This window comes from Streptomyces sp. S186 (assembly GCF_051603415.1).
Classification (GTDB): domain Bacteria; phylum Actinomycetota; class Actinomycetes; order Streptomycetales; family Streptomycetaceae; genus Streptomyces.
Genome location: NZ_CP193932.1, coordinates 5,432,371 through 5,449,331 on the forward strand (window position 1 = coordinate 5,432,371; position 16,961 = coordinate 5,449,331).

The following is a 16,961-nucleotide window of genomic DNA, read 5'->3' on the forward strand; positions in this document are numbered from 1 at the left end:
TCCAGGGCGGTCAGCGGTTACGCCTGCTCCGGCGCCTTCGCGAGTGTCACCGGCTCCGCCGCCTCCCGTGGGCGCCGCTTCTGCAGGATCAGCCCGGCCACCAGCACCACCGCGGCCGCCACCACCGACAGCACCATCTGCTCCCGGCCGTTCTTGTCGTAGAACATGTAGCCCACGACGAAGACGATCAGCGCGATGGTGGCGTAGGTCAGCCACGGGTACAGCCACATCCGCACCGTCAGCCGCTCCGGCGTCTCCCGCTCGATGGTCCGGCGCATCCGCAGCTGCGAGACGCAGATGACCAGCCAGACGAAGAGCGCCACCGCGCCCGAGGAGTTCAGCAGGAACTGGAAGATGGTGTCCTTCGAGGTGTAGCTGAAGATCGTCGCGATGAAGCCGAAGGCCACCGACGCCCAGATCGCCACCGCCGGGACGCCGCCCTTGTTGACCGTCGCGAACGACTTCGGCGCGTCGCCGCGCTCACCGAGCGAGAACGCCATCCGGGACGCCGTGTAGAGCCCGGAGTTCAGACAGGACAGGACGGCGGTCAGCACGACCACGTCCATCACCGTGCCCGCGTACGGAATCTTCAGCGACTCCAGCACCGCCACGTACGGGCTCTTGGCCACGGCCGCGCTGTCCCACGGCAGCAACGTCACGATCACCGTGATCGACCCGATGTAGAACAGCGCGATCCGCCAGATCACGCTGTTGACGGCCTTGCGGACGGCCACCACCGGGTTCGGCGACTCGCTCGCCGCCAGCGTGACGATCTCGCTGCCCATGAACGAGAAGACGACCAGCAGCATTCCGGAGAGGATCGCGCCCGGCCCCTTCGGCAGGAACCCGCCGTGCCCCAGCAGGTTCGCGGTGCCCACCGCGTGGTGCCCCGGCGGCAGCCCGAAGATCGCCAGCGCCCCGACCACGATGAAGATCACGATCGCCACGACCTTGATCCCGGCGAACCAGAACTCGAACTCGCCGAACGAGCCCACCGACACCAGGTTGGTGCCGGTCAGCACGATCATCACCAGCAGCGCCCAGGCCCACTGCGGCACCGCCGGTATCCAGCCGGTCAGGATCCCCGCCGCCGCGGTCGCCTCGACCGCCAGCACCACCGACCAGAAGAACCAGTACAGCCAGCCGATGGTGAAGCCGGCCCAGCGGCCCAGGGCCCGGTCCGCGTAGGCGGAGAACGAGCCGGAGGTGGGGGAGGCCGCGGCCATCTCGCCCAGCATCCGCATCACCAGCACGACCAGCAGGCCGGTCAGCGCGTACGAGAGGAGGATCCCCGGGCCGGCGGCGTTGATGCCGGCTCCGGATCCGACGAACAGGCCGGCGCCGATCACCCCGCCAATGGCGATCATGGACAGATGGCGGTTCTTGAGACCGGCCTGGAGCCCTTCGGGCGACCGGTTCGCGGAGCCGTCGCCGGGGTGACCGGCGGTGGGGACCGCGGGGGGAATAGGCGGGTGCGCGCCCATGTGCACCGTCCTTCGTGGTTCTCGGTGTCGAACCCAGGCATTAGAACGTTGTCAACGAGCGTTGGGAAGGGCCGAATCCGGATCGTTGTCGTTACTGGCGAGTTGCCTGAAGTGCCGGGCCGCGGCGACAGGCACCGGCCACGCCCCGGTGGCGTCTACCCCGGGAACGGCATGCCACACTCATGCCATGCGCGTGTACATCGGCTCCGATCATGCCGGCTTCGACCTCAAGAACCACCTCGTGGACTGGCTCAAGGCCAACGGCCACGAGCCCGTCGACTGCGGTCCCCACATCTACGACGCCCAGGACGACTACCCGCCGTTCTGCCTGCGCGCCGCGGAGCGGACCGCCGGCGACCCGGAGAGCCTGGGCATCGTGATCGGCGGCTCCGGCAACGGCGAGCAGATCGCCGCCAACAAGGTCAAGGGCGTCCGCGCCGCGCTGGCCTGGAGCGAGGAGACCGCCAGGCTCGGCCGCGAGCACAACGACGCCAACGTGATCTCCGTCGGCGGCCGGATGCACACCGTGGACGAGGCCACCCGCTTCGTCGAGGTCTTCCTCACCACCCCGTACTCCGGCGAGGAGCGCCACACCCGCCGCATCGAAATGCTCTCCCGCTACGAAACCACCGGCGAACTCCCCCCGATCCCGGCCCACCACCCGCAGCAGGACTGACCGCCGCCGCCGGTTCGTGGCAGTCGCCCGCCGGTTCGTGGGCAGCCGCCCCGCCGGTTCCGTGGGCAGTCGCCGCCGGTTCCGTGGGCAGTCGTTCCTCCCCACGCCTGAACGGCGCGGGGGACCCCCTTGCTGGAACGGGTGGGCACGGAACCGGCCACCGGGCCGCACCCGGCAACGAAACCGTCCGGAGGACGCACCCCATGCCCGAGGGGCACACCATCCACCGCCTGGCGCTGGACCACCGCGACCGCTTCGAGGGCGCAGCAATCCGGGCGACCAGCCCGCAGGGCAAGTTCGCCGACGGCGCGGCCCTCATCGACCGCCAGGTCATGGAAACCGCCGAGGCCCACGGCAAACACCTCTTCCTCGGCTTCGGCCCCGACCGCTGGGTCCACATCCACCTCGGCCTCTTCGGCAAACTCGGCTTCGGCACCGCCCCGCCCCCGCCGCCCACCGACACCGTCCGGCTGCGGCTGGTCGGCGGCGTCAACGGCGCCGGCCACTACGCCGACCTGCGCGGCCCCACCGCCTGCGCGCTGATCACCGACGCCGAGAAGCAGGCGATACACGACCGCCTGGGCCCCGACCCGCTGCGCCCGGCGGACGACGGCGAGCGGGCCTGGCGGCGGATCGCCCGCAGCCGCACCACCATCGCGGCGCTGCTGCTCGACCAGAAGGTGATCGCCGGCGTCGGCAACGTCTACCGCGCCGAGGTCCTCTTCCGGCACGGCATCGACCCCTACCTGCCCGGCCGCGAGCTGGCCCGGGACCAGTGGGACGCGGTCTGGGCCGACCTCGTCGCCCTGATGCGGGAGGGCGTGCGGAACAACCGGATCGACACCGTCCGCCCCGAGCACACCCCGGAGGCCATGGGCCGCCCGCCCCGGGTCGACGACCACGGCGGCGAGGTCTACGTCTACCGGCGCACCGGCGCCCCCTGCCACCTCTGCGGCAGCGAGATCCGCACCGCCGGCCTCGCCGCCCGCAACCTCTTCTGGTGCCCCCGCTGCCAGCCGGCCGCCGCCCGCCCCTGAGGGCCACCGCGGGCGGCACCGGCAACCGTCAGAAGCCGTGCGGCAGCCACGGCGCCACGTCCGAGCCGAACGCCAACGAGGCCGCCGCCAGCGCCCCCGGCCGCAGCTCCCGCACCCGCCCGGCCCCGGCCAGCGCCGACAGCGTGAACCCGCCCAGATAGGCCGAGCCCAACTCCCGTACGGACAGCGCGAGTTCGGCCGGATCGGTGGTCCGCTCGCAGACCGCGCCCCGCTCGTCGCCGGACAGCCGCCAGCGTCCCGCGTTCCACGGACAGAAGTCGTCGGCGACCTCCAGCACCACGTCCACCGGCGTCCGGTACGTCCGGGCCGCCAGCGCCGCCCCGACGTCCACCGGCCGGGCGAACAGCGACTCCCGCACGGCGATGTCACAGCGCCGGTGGTCGGCCACCAGGTGCAGCAGCGGGTCGTCCACCGGCCGGTCGCGCGCCACCACCGACTCCGTCAGGTCGATCCCGAACAGATAGCGCCACAGCGCCGCGTGGACGACCGGGTCCAGCGCGTCGAGCTGGCCCAGCTGCACCACTCCGCGCGGCCCGGTGCGGTCCCAGTCGGGCTTGACGGCATACCGGGCGTAGCCCCGTACCTCGCCGTCCACCTCCGCCAGCACGCACTGGAGCCGGCCGGCCCCCTCCCGCTCGCTCTCCGGGTCGAGCACCCCCTGGCGCTCCCAGTGCGGGCGGCGCGCCAGCATCCCGGGCCGGGTCGGCACCAGCTGCCCGTAGACCCGCTCGCACTCCGCCACCGACGCCGCCGGGTCCGCCAGCCGCAGCCGGACGCCGTCCACGCCCGGCAGCTCCGGGGCGGCCAGCCGCACGGTGTCCACGGTCATCCGCAGCTCCTGGGCGGCCGGGCCGTAGCCGAACCGCCCGTAGATCGCCGGCTCGCTGGCGGTCAGCACCGCCAGCGCCTCCCCGCGCTCGCGCAGGTCCGTCAGCTGGTGCCGCATCATCGAGCGCAGCACCCCGCGCCGCCGGTGGGTCGGCTGCACGCTGACCAAGGTGACGCCGGCCACGGGGAGTTCGGCGCCGCCCGGCACGGTTAGTCCGAACGAGAACGATCCGGCGGTGCCGACGATCGCGTCGCCGTCCCACACCGCGAAGGACCGCTCCACCTCGGTGATCTCACGCCACCACGCGCGCCGCTCCGGCCCGTCCGGCACCCCGCCGAACGCCATGTCCAGCTGGTCGTACCAGGCATCCCAGTCGCCCTCGCGCAACGGCCGCAACTCTGTCGTCATGAGCCATCCCTAGCAGCAGTTCCTCCGGCCGCGCGACCGCATTTCGAACGGGATTTCCCGGCAATTCCCCGGAGTGACGTGCGGCGAATCGACGCGCCGCCGAACGGGTGGATAAGGTCCCAGGGAAATGACACGCGGCGCGGGAGCGGAAAGCCTGAGGGCCCGGATGCACAAACGGCTGCACCGGACCCGCATCGGCATGCGCAAGGCCGGCGTCGACTACTTCCGCGGCGACGGCTCCGACTGGCTCGCGCTGGCCGCCCTGCTCGCCGCCGTCCCGGCCATCGCCCTCGGCACCCTCTGGCACCCGGAGTGGATCGCGCCGACCGCGCTGGTCCTCCCGGTCATCGCCGGCGGGCTGCTGCTGCGGCCGGCCAACCTCCTCGTCCTGTACGCCGCCTCGGCCGCCGCACTGATCGTCGAGGCGGCGCTGTTCGGCCCGTACGACCAGGGGCGGGACCGGATCACTCCGGGCACGGTCCTGGTGGTCGCCGCGGTCGGGCTCTCCGGGCTGCTGGTGGCGCAGTTCCGCAGCCGGGTCGGGGTGCCCTGGCGGCGCGGCGGCACCATGCTCTTCGACCTGCGCGAACGGATCCGGGTGCAGAGCACGCTGCCCAAGCTCCCCAAGGGCTGGCACCACGAGATGGCGCTCCGCCCGGCCGGCGGCCAGTCCTTCTCCGGCGACTTCGTGGTGGCCTCGCGCACCCAGGGCGGCAACATCCTGGAGGTCGTGCTCACCGACGTCTCCGGCAAGGGCATGGATGCGGCGTCCCGCGCGCTGCTCCTGTCCGGCGCCTTCGGCGGCCTGCTCGGCTCCCTCCCGCCGCACGGCTTCCTCCCGGCCGCCAACGGCTATCTGCTCCGCCAGGACTGGGACGAGGGCTTCGCCACCTCCGTCCACCTCGTCCTGGACCTGGAATCCGGCGACTACGAGCTGTTCTCCGCCGGCCATCTCCCCGGCCTCCAGCTCAGCGCGGGCACCGGCCGCTGGGAGGAGAAGGCGGGGGAGGGCCCGCTGCTCGGGGTCTACGACGGCGCCCAGTTCGACCCGGTCAAGGGGACGCTGCGCCCGGGCGACGTGCTGATGCTGTTCACCGACGGCCTGGTGGAGGCCGCCGACCGCGACATCGCCGAGGGCATGGACCGGCTGACCGGCGAGGCCGAGCGCTATGTGCACAGCGGCTTCGCCGGCGCCGCCTGGCATCTGATCGAGGCGGTCGCCAAGGACGTCAACGACGACCGGGCGCTGCTGCTCATCTGCCGCGACGGCTGATCCCTCCCGGGGACTCCTTCCCCGGTGGTGCCGGGGTGGCGCGGCCGCATCGGACGCATCGGACCACCCCACAGCCCCACACTCACCCCACTTCACGCCAACCCCGTGAATCGGACGAAGCGTTGGCCGAAGATTGGTCACCTGCCTGCGATGGGCATGGAGTTGATGGCACGATGGGTGCCAGGGGTGTGCACGGTATGCCCCAGGGCCGGTGAGGCGTTCCGACCGAGGGTGTGATCAGTTGTGGCTCTGTCGCTGTCAGTTGTCCTGATGCTGGGGATCATCCTGGTCGTACTGATCAAACAGAAGGCGATCAAGGCCGGCCCGGCGTTCGTCGCCATACTCTTCGGCTTCTTCCTCGCCTCCACGGGCATGGCGCCGTCGATCAACAGATTCCTGAACTCGATCGCGAACACGATCAACCACATCACGTTCTAGGGGGTCTGCCCGCCCCCGGTCCGCCCCAGCGCGTCCCGTACGGCATCCTCGCTGCGTCCCACCAGCGCCGAGCCGTCGTCGGCGGTGATGATCGGGCGCTGGATCAGCCGGGGGTGCGCCGCCAGCGCCTCGATCCACCGTTCGCGGTCGTCCGCCGTGCGGCCCCAGTCCTTCAGGCCGAGTTCCTTCGCCTCGGCCTCCTGGGTGCGGGTGATGTCCCACGGCTCCAGCGCCAGCCGCGTCAGCACCTCGCGCAGCTCCTGGGCGCTCGGCGGCTCTTCGAGGTAGCGCCGCACGGTGTACTCCGCGCCCTCCGCGTCGAGGAGCCGCACGGCGGAACGGCACTTGGAACAGGCCGGGTTGATCCAGATCTCCATGGCTTCAGCCTAGTCAACCCCACCAGTGAGTACCGGTGAGTTGGGGTTCCTTTCGGGCGCGTTCGTCCCGGTGCTCCGTAGCGCTGTCGTAGCGCCGTCGCAGTTCCGCTGAGCGAAGAATTATTTGTGCGGTCTCCGGCCCGGGGACGTACCCTCCGGTAGGTGATGTGACGCGACCGTCGTTGACGCGCGAGCCGGGCGACTGTCATGATCGCCTGGGCTCAAGGGGCCCATACTGTCGCGTTACTGTTGCGTTTCCAGAAGTGAAGTAGCGTCAGCGGGGGAGAACATGCGCAATGAGCAGCTTCCGTTAGCAGCGGGAGACCTGCCAACGGGAGACTTACCGGCGGGATCCGGAGTGTCCGTGCCGTCGGTGCGCGGACCGGCGGGATTATGTCCGCCGAACTGTGCCCTTATGCCCATCTGGGGATTGTTACTCCCGGGCGACTCGGAGCGCGGATGCCGGTAAGGGTTCCCTGTTGATTCCCCTTCGGCCGACCAGGGCCGGAGGCGCGGTATGAACTCCTTTTACCGGCGCGGTGCCGGATGTTGCCCGACACCTGATACCCGGCGCATGTTCCGGATTCCGGCGCGGCGGCGCAGCCCGCGCGTCTGATTCCCTCTCGGGGCTGGTATTCCCCGGTGCCGTGCGCCCTCTCGCCCCATTCCTCAATTTCCTGGTCCGCTCGACCGGTTGTCCGGAGCCGCCGGTTGTCCGGCCGCTCCGCGGAACCGCCCGGCCTGCTCCGCCTGCCGTTCACCATCCGTGCGGCGGCGGGAGAACCACCCGTTCCCACGCGCGGAAAAAGCTGACAGCACGCGCCTGAACTCTGAAGAGGGAGACATGGAAGACAGGGCAGAACTGCACGACGCGGTAGCCGTGGTCGGTATGGCGGGGCGTTTTCCGGGGGCGGCGGATGTGGCGTCGTTCTGGCGGAATGTGCGCGGTGGTGTGGAGTCGGTGTCGTTCTTCTCGGAGGAGGAGCTGGCGGCGGAGGGGGTGGCCCCCGAGGTGTTCCGCCGGCCGGACTATGTGCCGGCGAAGGCGGTGCTGGACGACTGGGACCGCTTCGACGCGGGATTCTTCGAGTTCAGCGCGCGCGAGGCCGAGTTGACGGACCCTCAGCAGCGGTTGTTCCTGGAGACGTCGTGGTCGGCGCTGGAGGACGCCGGATATGCGCCGGGCCGTATCGACGCCCGGGTGGGCGTCTATGCCGGGGCGTCCCCGTCGACCTATCTGCTCACGCATATCGCCCGTGATCCCTCGGCCGCCGAACTCATCGGCGACATGCAGACCCAACTCGGCAACGGCGCGGATTTCCTGGCGACGCGGGTGGCGTACAAACTCGGGCTGAACGGGCCGGCGATGACCGTGCAGACCGCCTGCTCGACGTCGCTCGTCGCGCTGCACCAGGCATGTCAGGCACTGCTGGTCTCCGAATGCGACATGGCCCTGGCCGGCGGTGTTTCCGTGCAGGTCCCGCAGCGTGCCGGATACGTCTACCGCAACGGCGGTATCCAGTCCAGGGACGGGCACTGCCGGGCATTCGACGCCGCTGCCGGCGGAGTGGTGATGGGCAGTGGTGTGGGTGCGGTGGTGTTGAAGCGGTGGGCGGATGCGGTGGCTGACGGGGATTTCGTGTATGCGGTGGTGCGGGGTTCGGCGGTCAATAACGACGGTGCGGTGAAGGTGGGTTTCACGGCGCCGAGTGTGGCGGGTCAGGCGGCGGTGATCACCGATGCGTTGGAGGTGTCGGGGGTTGATCCGGCGTCGATCGGGTTGGTGGAGGCGCATGGTACGGGGACGGCGTTGGGGGACCCGATCGAGTTGGCTGCGTTGACGCAGGCGTGGCGGGGTTTCACGGAGCGGTCGGGGTTTTGTGCGTTGGGTTCGGTGAAGTCGAATGTGGGGCATTTGGATGCGGCGGCGGGGGTGACGGGTTTCATCAAGGCGGTGTTGTCGGTGCGGGATGGTGTGTTGCCGCCGTCGTTGAATTTCGAGGCGCCGAATCCGCAGATCGATTTCGCCGGTTCGCCGTTCTTCGTCAATACGGAGTTGCGGCCGTGGGAGGGCGACGGGCCGCGGCGCGCCGCCGTCAGCTCCTTCGGCGTCGGCGGGACCAACGCCCATGTCGTCGTGGAGCAGGCCCCCGAGGCGGAGGCGCGCCCGCGGCAGGAGGACTGCGCGGCCGTGACGGTCTCGGCGCGCTCCGCATCGGCGCTCTCCGCGGCGGTCGAGCGGCTGGCCGGTCGGCTGGACGAGGGCGGGGTGGAGCTGGCCGACGCGGCGTTCACGCTGCAGGCCGGGCGCGGTGAGTTCGCCCACCGGCGCGCGGTGGTCGCCCGTACCGCCCAGGAGGCCGCCGCGGCGCTGCGCGGCCCCGTGCCGGAGCGGATACCCGGCCCCGCCCAGCGGGGCGTCCCGGCCCAGGTGGCCTTCCTGTTCCCCTGGCAGGAGGTCCGCTATGTCAGCGTCGGCCGCGGGCTGTACGAGACCGAGCCGGTCTACCGCGAGCACCTCGACGAGGTCGCCGAACTGGCCCGGCCGCTGCTCGGTCACGACCTGCGGGAGTTCGTCAACGTCGCGCCGGACGCCGATCTGCGCGGCCGGTCGCGGGGCACGGACGTGGACCACCCCGCGCTGTTCGCCATGGAGTACGCCCTCGCCCGGCTGTGGATGTCCTGGGGCGTGACCCCCACGGCGATGCTGGGCCACAGCCTCGGTGAGTACGTCGCGGCCCACTTCGCCGGCGTCCTCACACTGGAGGACGCCCTGACTCTCGTCGTCGCACGCGGCCGGCTGGCCCAGTCCACGGAGCCCGGCGCGATGATGGTCATCGGCGCCGGTGAGGAGCAGGCCGCCGAGATCGCCGCGGCCGCCGGACTCTCGCTCGCCGCCGTCAACGCCGACGACCAGTGCGTGCTGTCCGGGGCGCCCGAGGCCGTCGACGCCGTCGAACGGCAGCTGGCCGGCGAGGGCATCCGCCGGCTGCGGCTGCCCGCGCGGCGGGCCTTCAACTCCCCGCTGATGGACCCGGTTCTCGACGAGTTCCGCGAGGTCGTGCGCGGCGTCACCCTCAACCCGCCCACCCTGCCGTTCTGCTCCAACCTCACCGGCACCTGGATCACCGACGAGCTGGCCACCGACCCCGAGTACTGGGTGCGCCACCTGCGGGAGACCATCCGCTTCGGCGACTGCCAGGCCGCGGCGCTGGACGACGACGACCGGATCTTCCTGGAGGCCGGGCCCGGCACCGGCATGGCCTGGCTGCTGCGCCGCTGGGGCAACGACGACGACCGCGCCTTCGCCACCTTCCCGGTGGCCGGCACGCCCAAGGACGAGGAGCGGGCCAGCGCCGTGCGCACCGCCGCCCGGCTGTGGGAGACCGGCGTGGAGGTGGACTGGGCCGCCGTGCGCGGCGGTGCCGGGGGCCGCCGGGTGCCGCTGCCCACGTACCCCTTCGAGGGGGAGAGCTACCGGCTCGGCGGCAAGGCCGGCACCGTGACGGAGGCGGCGGCCCCGGGCGGACCGGACGCCGACGCGGCCGAACCGCCCGCACAGGCCCACCCGGTGACGCGTTCGCAGGCGCCGCTGGTGCGCTCGGAGGCGCCGCAGGGCCGGGTGCCGGAGGCCGGGGCGGCGGAGGGCGCCCGCTACCGCCGGCCGGAGCTGCGGGTGGCGTACGTGGAGCCGCGCACCGAGCTGCAGCGCACGGTCGCCGGACTGTGGAGCGGGCTGCTGGGCTTCGAACGGGTCGGCCTGCACGACGACTTCGTGGACCTGGGCGGCGACTCGCTGGTGAGCATCGAACTCGCCGCGCAGCTGGAGGAGTTGTACGCGGTCCCGGTGCCGGTGGAGCTGATGTTCCAGCACCCGACGGTCGAGGACCAGGCCGAGATCGTCGAGCGGCTGGTGGCGGCCCGGCAGGACGGGGGCGCCGCATGACCGCGCCCGGTCCGGCCGCCGCGTCCGGCCCCGGCACCGCCTCCGCCGGCCCTGCGGACGCCTCCGGGACACAGCTCTCGGAGGCCAAGCAGGCGCTGCTGCGCAGCTGGCTGAACGGCGGCGGACGCCCCGGAGCCGGCACCCCGGCCGCCACGGAGAGCATCGCGCCGCCTGCCGAGGACGCCCCCGCGCCGCCCGTCGAGGACGCCGCCGCCCCGCTGTCCTTCACCCAGCTCAGGCTGTGGTTCCTGGAGCAGATCAGCCCCGGCAACCCCGCCTACAACCTCCCGCTGGGCCTGCACCTGACCGGCGACCTCGACGTGCCCGCCCTGGAATGGGCGCTGGACGGCCTGCTGCGCCGCCACGAGGTGCTGCGCAGCGTCGTGCGGGAGGAGCCGGGCGGCGGCGCCGTCCAGCGGGTCCAGCCGCACCGCCCGCTGCGGCTGCGGACGGACGACCTGCGTGGCGTGGCCGCGGCGCGCCGGGACGCGGTGCTGGAGCGCATCCGGCAGGCCGATGCCCGGGAGCCGTTCGACCTGCGCACCGGGCCGCTGCTGCGGGCCCGGCTGCTGCGGCTCGCCGACCGCCGCCACTTCCTGCTGTTGACGCTGCATCACATCGCGGCGGACGGCTGGGCCGGCGGGGTGCTGCTGAGCGAACTCGACGCCCTGTACGCGGCGTTCCGGGCGGGCCGCCCCGACCCGCTGCCCGCACCGGCGCTCCAGTTCGGCGCGTACGCGGCCCGGCAGCGGCGGGAGCTGACCGGCGCGCGCCTGAAGGGCCTGCTGGACCACTGGCGGACCCGGCTGGCCGGCGCCCCGATGGAGCCGATGCTGCCCACCGACCGGCCGCGGCCGGCCACCCAGGACTTCCGCGGCGACGAGCTCCACTTCACGCTTCCCGCGCGGACCGCGGAGCGGCTGCGCTCGCTCGCCGCCGACTGCGCGGCCAGCCCGTTCGCGGTGGCGCTGGCTGCGTTCCACACCGTGCTGCTGCGCTGGAGCGGCCGGGAGGACCAGCTCGTCGGCGTCCCGGTCGCGGGCCGCACTCGGCCCGAACTCCAGGGGCTGGTGGGCTACTTGGCCAACACCGTGGTGCTGCGCACCGACCTCGCCGGCGACCCGTCGTTCCGGGGGCTGGTCGAGCGGGTCCGGGACGGCGCCAACGAGGCGTACGCCCACCAGGACCTGCCGTTCGAGAAGCTGGTGGAGGAGCTCCAGCCGGACCGCGACGCCGGCAGTCACCCGGTGTTCCAGGTCCTGTGCACCTGGCAGAGCGGGGCCATGACCCGCGCCGAGCTGGCCGGCCTGGAAGTGGAGCCGGTCGCCGTGCACACCGGCACCGCCAAGTTTGACCTCCAGCTCGGCTTCGTCCAGCGGGGCCGGGAGATCACCGGGCGGCTGGAGTTCGCCGGCGCGCTCTTCGACCGCGCCACCGCCGAAAGGTTCCTGCAGCAGCTGCTCAACGTCCTGGACGGCGCCGCCGACGATCCCGGACAGCCGCTGTCCCGGCTGCCGTTGCTCGCACCGGACGAGACCGCGCGGCTGCTGCGCTGGGCCGGGACCGGGCCGGCGCTGGCCGGCCCCAGCGTCCCCGAGCAGATCGCCCGCCAGGCGGCCGCGACCCCCGGCGCCGTCGCGGTCGTCGGCACGGACGCCCGGCTCACCTTCGCCGAACTCGACCGCCGGGCGGACGCGTTGGCGGCCCGGCTGCGGGCGGCCGGGATCGGGCCGGAGGCCGCGGTGGGGGTCTGCCTGCCGCGTACCGCCGAGCTGGTGGCCGCCCTGGTGGCCGTGCAGCGGGCGGGCGCCGGATACGTCCCGCTGGATCCCGCCTTCCCCGACGAGCGGCTGGGCTATCTGCTCGCCGACACCGGGGCCGCCGGGGTGCTCACCACCCGGGAGCTGGCGGGGCGCTTCGCGGCGCACGGCGCGGTCCCGGTGTGGTGCGTGGACGAACCGCCCGTCCCTGCCCCGGCGGCCGGGTCCGGCGCGGTGGCCGGCGGCGGCCCGGCCGCGCCCGACAACCTCGCCTATGTCATCCACACCTCCGGATCGACCGGGGCCCCCAAGGGCGTCCAGGTCAGTCACCGCAACATGGCCGATGTGCTCGGCCACACCCGGGAGATGTTCGCCTTCGGACCGGACGACGTGCTCTGCGCGGTCGGCACGGTCTGCTTCGACATCGCCGTACCGGAGATCTTCCTGCCGCTGGTCAGCGGCGCCCGGCTGGTGATGGCCGACGAGGCCGGGGTGCGCGACGGGGCCCGGCTGCGCCGCCTCGTACGGGACGAGGGCGTCACCGTCCTCATGGCGACCCCGGCCACCTGGCGGATGCTGATCGCGGCCGGCTGGGACGCGTCCGACGACCGGCTGCGGCTGATCGTCTCGGCCGGCGAGGCGCTCAGCCCCGAACTCGACGCCCAGCTGCGCGAGCGGGTCGGCGACGTCCGCAACCTGTACGGGCCGACGGAGACCACCGTGTGGGCCGTGGGCCACCGCACCGGACCGGAGGCCGGGCCGGTGCCGATCGGCAGCCCGGTGGGCAGCGCCCGCACCTACGTCGTGGACCGCCGGGGTGCGCTGGTGCCGCCCGGTGTGCCCGGCGAACTCCTCATCGGCGGCGCCGGCGTGACCCGCGGCTACCGCGGCCGCCCCGCCCTGACCGCCGACCGCTACGTACCGGACCCCTACGGGCCGCCCGGCGCCCGGCTCTACCGCACCGGCGACCAGGTGCGCCGGCGCGCCGACGGCACCCTGGAGTACCTGGGCCGGCTGGACAACCAGGTGAAGATCCGCGGCCACCGCATCGAACCGGGCGAGGTGGAGGCCGCGCTGCGGGCCCACCCCGCCGTCGGCGAGGCGGTGGTGCTCCCCCGCGAGGGCGCGGCGGGGACCGAACTCCACGCGTATCTCGTGCCGTCGGCGGACGGTGCCGGACGGTCGGACGCGGCACCGGCGGCGCTGACCGCGGAGGAGCTGCGCCGGGCGCTCGCCGAGCGGCTGCCCGCGTACATGTGCCCGGCCGGCTTCACCGTGCTGGACGCGCTGCCGGTGAACGCCAACGGCAAGGTCGACCGGCGCGCGCTGGCCGCCGCGGGCGGCCGGAAGCTGTCGGCGGGCGCCCCCTACCAGGCGCCCGGCACCGACACCGCCAAGGCCGTGGCCGCGGTCTGGCGCGAGGTCCTGGGCGCGGAACGGGTCGGCCTGCACGACAACTTCTTCGACCTCGGCGGCCACTCGCTGCTCGCGCTGCAGGTGCAGGCCGGGCTCCGTGCGGAGTTCGGCCGGGAACTGCCGATCGTCGAACTGTTCCAGTACCCGACCGTCGCCGCGCTCAGCGCCCACCTCGACCGCGGCCCGGCGGGCCCGGCCGACGGCCCGGACGAGGCGGCCCAGGACGCCCGGCAGCGGGCCCGCGGGCGCCGGGCGGGCACCGAACGACTCAGAGAACGACGCGCGGGCGGCCGGGGCGGCGCCCGCCGGGGAACGGGAGATGCCTCATGACTCGGCCGGACCATGCGGAATTCGACGGTGCGGAGACGGACGGCGCGGAATTCGACGGTGCCATTGCCGTGGTCGGTATGGCGGGGCGTTTTCCGGGGGCGGCAGACGTGGCGTCGTTCTGGCGGAATGTGCGCGGTGGTGTGGAGTCGGTGTCGTTCTTCTCGGAGGAGGAGCTGGCGGCGGAGGGGGTGGCGCCCGAGCTGTTCCGCCGGCCCGATTACGTGCCGGCGAAGGCGGTACTGGACGACTGGGACCACTTCGACGCCGGTTTCTTCGACGTGAGCGCGCGGGAGGCCGAACTCACCGATCCGCAGCAGCGGTTGTTCCTGGAGACGTCATGGTCGGCGCTGGAGGACGCCGGATATGCGCCGGGCCGTGTCGACGGCCGGGTCGGCGTCTATGCCGGTTCCTCGATCTCCACCTATCTGCTGCACGCCGTCGGCAGCGACCCGGAACTCTTCCGTGCGCTGTTCGCCGACGAACTGCCGCTGATCCTGGGCAACGGCGCGGATTTCCTGGCGACCCGGGTGGCCTACAAACTCGGGCTGAACGGGCCGGCGATGACCGTGCAGACCGCCTGCTCGACGTCGCTCGTCGCGCTGCACCACGCCTGCCAGGCCCTGGCCTACGCAGAGTGCGACATGGCCGTCGCGGGCGGCGTGTCCGTGCAGGTCCCGCACCGCGCGGGGTACGTCTACCGCGAGGGCGGGCCGATGTCGCAGGACGGGCACTGCCGCGCCTTCGACGCCTCCGGCGGCGGCGCCGTGGGCGGCAGTGGTGTGGGTGCGGTGGTGTTGAAGCGGTGGGCGGATGCGGTGGCTGACGGGGATTTTGTGTATGCGGTGGTGCGGGGTTCGGCGGTCAATAACGACGGTGCGGTGAAGGTGGGTTTCACGGCGCCGAGTGTGGCGGGTCAGGCGGCGGTGATCACCGATGCGTTGGAGGTGTCGGGGGTTGATCCGGCGTCGATCGGGTTGGTGGAGGCGCATGGTACGGGGACGGCGTTGGGGGACCCGATCGAGGTGGCTGCGTTGACGCAGGCGTGGCGGGGTTTCACGGAGCGGTCGGGGTTTTGTGCGTTGGGTTCGGTGAAGTCGAATGTGGGGCATTTGGATGCGGCGGCGGGGGTGACGGGTTTCATCAAGGCGGTGTTGTCGGTGCGGGATGGTGTGTTGCCGCCGTCGTTGAATTTCGAGGCGCCGAATCCGCAGATCGATTTCGCGGGTTCGCCGTTCTTCGTGAACACGGAGTTGCGGCCGTGGGAGGGCGAGGGGCCGAGGCGCGCCGCCGTCAGCTCCTTCGGCATGGGCGGCACCAACGCCCATGTCGTGCTGGAGCAGGCGCCGCCGGCGCCCGCCCGGCCCGGGGCCCGCGCGGGCGGCCGGGACCGGCAGGTGCTGCCGGTGTCCGCGCGCTCGGCCGCCGCGCTGGCCGTCGCCGCGGAGCGGCTGGCCGAGCGGCTGGACGAGGGCGGGGTGGAGCTGGCCGACGCGGCCTTCACCCTCCAGGCCGGGCGTGACGAGTTCGCCCACCGGCGCGCGGTGGTCGCCCGCACCGCCCAGGAGGCCGCCGCGGCGCTGCGCCGAACGGCGGCCGGGAGCACGGCGGTTGCCGGCCGCCGCCCGGTGACGTTCCTGCTCTCCGGCGCCGCCGCCGGCGACCGGCTCCCGGATGTCCTGGCCGCGGCCCGGGCGGCGTACGCGGCGGAGCCGGTCTTCCGGGAGCACTTCGACCGGGTCGCCGAGGCGGGCCGCACGGTGCTGGGCCACGACCTGCGCGAGGCGACGACCGGCAACGCCACCGCGGACCCGGCCACCGGCGCCGGCGGGAACAGCGACGCCGTCGTCTTCGCCGCGCACTATGCGCTCGCCCGCCTGTGGACGTCCTGGGGCGTGGCACCGCAGGCGCTGCTGGGCACCGGCGCCGGCGCGTACGCCGCGGCCTGCCTGGCCGGGATCCTCCCGCTCGGCGACGCCCTCGCCCTGGCGGCCGGCCGGACGCCCGACGCCGTCGCACCGCAGGCACCGGCCGTCCCGTATCTGTCCGCGGTCACCGGCACCTGGATCACCGACGCCGAGGCCGCCGACCCCGCGTACTGGACCGGCGGCGCGGCCGGCGCCCTCCGGGTGGACGGCGGGGTGCGCGACACCGTGCACAAGGCCGGCGACCCCGTGCTGCTGGAGATCGGGTTCGGTGCGCCGGGCGTCCGGCCGCAGGAGTGGGCCGACGCCGGGGGCCCTGCCGTCCCGTGCGTCCACTCCTGGCCGGCGGACGAGCCGGTCGGAGACGGAGACGAAACCGGGGACACCACGGGAGGCGGCCCGGCGGGCGCGCTGGCGCGGCTGTGGAGCCTGGGCGTGGAGGTGGACTGGTCGGCGTATGCCGCGGACCGGGACCGCCGCCGGATTCCGCTGCCCACCTACCCCTTCGAGCGCCGCGGCTACCGGCTCGCACCGGTACGGAAGCCCGCCGGGGACGGGGCACCGGCCGGCGCCGGGCCCGCACCCCAGGAGCCGCCGGCGGGCGCCGCCGAGCCCGCCGCGCTCTACGACCGCCCCGAACTGCCCTCCGCGTACGTCGCCCCGCGCGACGAACTGGAGAGCATGGTCACCGACGTCTGGCAGCGGCTGCTCGGCTACCGCCTCATCGGCGTGGACGACAACTTCTACGGCCTGGGCGGGGACTCCCTGCTCGCCACCCGGGTGGTCGCCGCGCTGCGCGAGGCCCTGGAGATGGAACTGCCCATGGAACGCATCCTGGAGGCCGTCACCCCAGGCCAACAGGCCGAGGCCGTACGGATGCTGATGATCGAGCGGCTGGAGTCGATGTCGGACGAGGAGGCCGCGCGTCTGCTGGGCGACGGCGGGTCCGCCTGACCGGCCGCCCCGCCGCCATCCGTCCCCTCCGCGGTCAGCCGCCGCGGGCCGTGCGCACCCCGCCGGCCCGCGGCGCGCCGGCCGCCCCGC

At 73.3% G+C, this 16,961-nt stretch carries 10 protein-coding genes; 7 read left to right on the plus strand and 3 right to left on the minus strand.

Annotated elements, in window-relative coordinates; translation table 11 throughout:
* Positions 1-17: 17 nt before the first annotated feature.
* Positions 18-1,484: an amino acid permease gene (locus tag ACRAS8_RS23405; protein WP_438487960.1), complete on the minus strand. Its 1,467-nt coding sequence runs from the start codon at positions 1,482-1,484 to the stop codon at positions 18-20.
* Between the two features lie 187 nt (positions 1,485-1,671).
* On the opposite strand from ACRAS8_RS23405, the gene ACRAS8_RS23410 reads away from it, so the two are divergent.
* Positions 1,672-2,160 carry a ribose-5-phosphate isomerase gene (locus tag ACRAS8_RS23410; protein ID WP_438487961.1) on the plus strand — a complete coding sequence of 163 codons (489 nt, stop codon included), beginning with the start codon at positions 1,672-1,674 and terminating at the stop codon, positions 2,158-2,160.
* Positions 2,161-2,363: 203 nt separating this feature from the next.
* Complete coding sequence (locus ACRAS8_RS23415; RefSeq protein WP_438487962.1) at positions 2,364-3,197, plus strand: Fpg/Nei family DNA glycosylase; 834 nt, start codon at positions 2,364-2,366, stop codon at positions 3,195-3,197.
* Between the two features lie 28 nt (positions 3,198-3,225).
* Here ACRAS8_RS23415 and ACRAS8_RS23420 read toward each other — a convergent pair whose 3' ends face one another.
* Positions 3,226-4,455: a GNAT family N-acetyltransferase gene (locus tag ACRAS8_RS23420; protein WP_438487963.1), complete on the minus strand. Its 1,230-nt coding sequence runs from the start codon at positions 4,453-4,455 to the stop codon at positions 3,226-3,228.
* A gap of 127 nt (positions 4,456-4,582) precedes the next feature.
* On the opposite strand from ACRAS8_RS23420, the gene ACRAS8_RS23425 reads away from it, so the two are divergent.
* The gene (locus ACRAS8_RS23425) at positions 4,583-5,728 is read left to right on the plus strand and encodes a PP2C family protein-serine/threonine phosphatase (protein ID WP_438487964.1); all 1,146 of its coding nucleotides are present in this window, start codon (positions 4,583-4,585) and stop codon (positions 5,726-5,728) included.
* A gap of 243 nt (positions 5,729-5,971) precedes the next feature.
* Positions 5,972-6,166, plus strand: a complete 195-nt coding sequence (locus tag ACRAS8_RS23430; protein WP_026247383.1) for a hypothetical protein — start codon at positions 5,972-5,974, stop codon at positions 6,164-6,166.
* On the opposite strand, the gene ACRAS8_RS23435 is transcribed toward ACRAS8_RS23430, so the two are convergent.
* Positions 6,163-6,543, minus strand: a complete 381-nt coding sequence (locus ACRAS8_RS23435) for an arsenate reductase family protein (protein ID WP_438487965.1) — start codon at positions 6,541-6,543, stop codon at positions 6,163-6,165. The two genes, ACRAS8_RS23430 and ACRAS8_RS23435, sit on opposite strands and share 4 nt — an antisense overlap.
* Before the next feature lie 844 nt (positions 6,544-7,387).
* On the opposite strand from ACRAS8_RS23435, the gene ACRAS8_RS23440 reads away from it, so the two are divergent.
* Genes ACRAS8_RS23440 through ACRAS8_RS23450 form a run of 3 tightly spaced genes read left to right on the plus strand, consistent with a single transcriptional unit; the run spans position 7,388 to position 16,871 of the window.
* Positions 7,388-10,489: a type I polyketide synthase gene (locus tag ACRAS8_RS23440; protein ID WP_438487966.1), complete on the plus strand. Its 3,102-nt coding sequence runs from the start codon at positions 7,388-7,390 to the stop codon at positions 10,487-10,489.
* Positions 10,486-13,995 carry an amino acid adenylation domain-containing protein gene (locus ACRAS8_RS23445; RefSeq protein WP_438487967.1) on the plus strand — a complete coding sequence of 1,170 codons (3,510 nt, stop codon included), beginning with the start codon at positions 10,486-10,488 and terminating at the stop codon, positions 13,993-13,995. The genes ACRAS8_RS23440 and ACRAS8_RS23445 overlap by 4 nt, the downstream gene beginning before the upstream one ends.
* Complete coding sequence (locus ACRAS8_RS23450; protein WP_438487968.1) at positions 13,992-16,871, plus strand: type I polyketide synthase; 2,880 nt, start codon at positions 13,992-13,994, stop codon at positions 16,869-16,871. The genes ACRAS8_RS23445 and ACRAS8_RS23450 overlap by 4 nt, the downstream gene beginning before the upstream one ends.
* The last annotated feature ends 90 nt before the right edge of the window (positions 16,872-16,961 follow it).

What these genes read in the sequence shown, in the direction of transcription:
- ACRAS8_RS23405 (WP_438487960.1), bottom strand. Translation starts at nt 1,484, where the DNA reads ATGGGCGCGCACCCGCCTATTCCCCCCGCGGTCCCCACCGCCGGTCAC.
- ACRAS8_RS23410 (WP_438487961.1), top strand. Translation starts at nt 1,672, where the DNA reads ATGCGCGTGTACATCGGCTCCGATCATGCCGGCTTCGACCTCAAGAAC.
- ACRAS8_RS23415 (WP_438487962.1), top strand. Translation starts at nt 2,364, where the DNA reads ATGCCCGAGGGGCACACCATCCACCGCCTGGCGCTGGACCACCGCGAC.
- ACRAS8_RS23420 (WP_438487963.1), bottom strand. Translation starts at nt 4,455, where the DNA reads ATGACGACAGAGTTGCGGCCGTTGCGCGAGGGCGACTGGGATGCCTGG.
- ACRAS8_RS23425 (WP_438487964.1), top strand. Translation starts at nt 4,583, where the DNA reads ATGACACGCGGCGCGGGAGCGGAAAGCCTGAGGGCCCGGATGCACAAA.
- ACRAS8_RS23435 (WP_438487965.1), bottom strand. Translation starts at nt 6,543, where the DNA reads ATGGAGATCTGGATCAACCCGGCCTGTTCCAAGTGCCGTTCCGCCGTG.
- ACRAS8_RS23440 (WP_438487966.1), top strand. Translation starts at nt 7,388, where the DNA reads ATGGAAGACAGGGCAGAACTGCACGACGCGGTAGCCGTGGTCGGTATG.
- ACRAS8_RS23445 (WP_438487967.1), top strand. Translation starts at nt 10,486, where the DNA reads ATGACCGCGCCCGGTCCGGCCGCCGCGTCCGGCCCCGGCACCGCCTCC.
- ACRAS8_RS23450 (WP_438487968.1), top strand. Translation starts at nt 13,992, where the DNA reads ATGACTCGGCCGGACCATGCGGAATTCGACGGTGCGGAGACGGACGGC.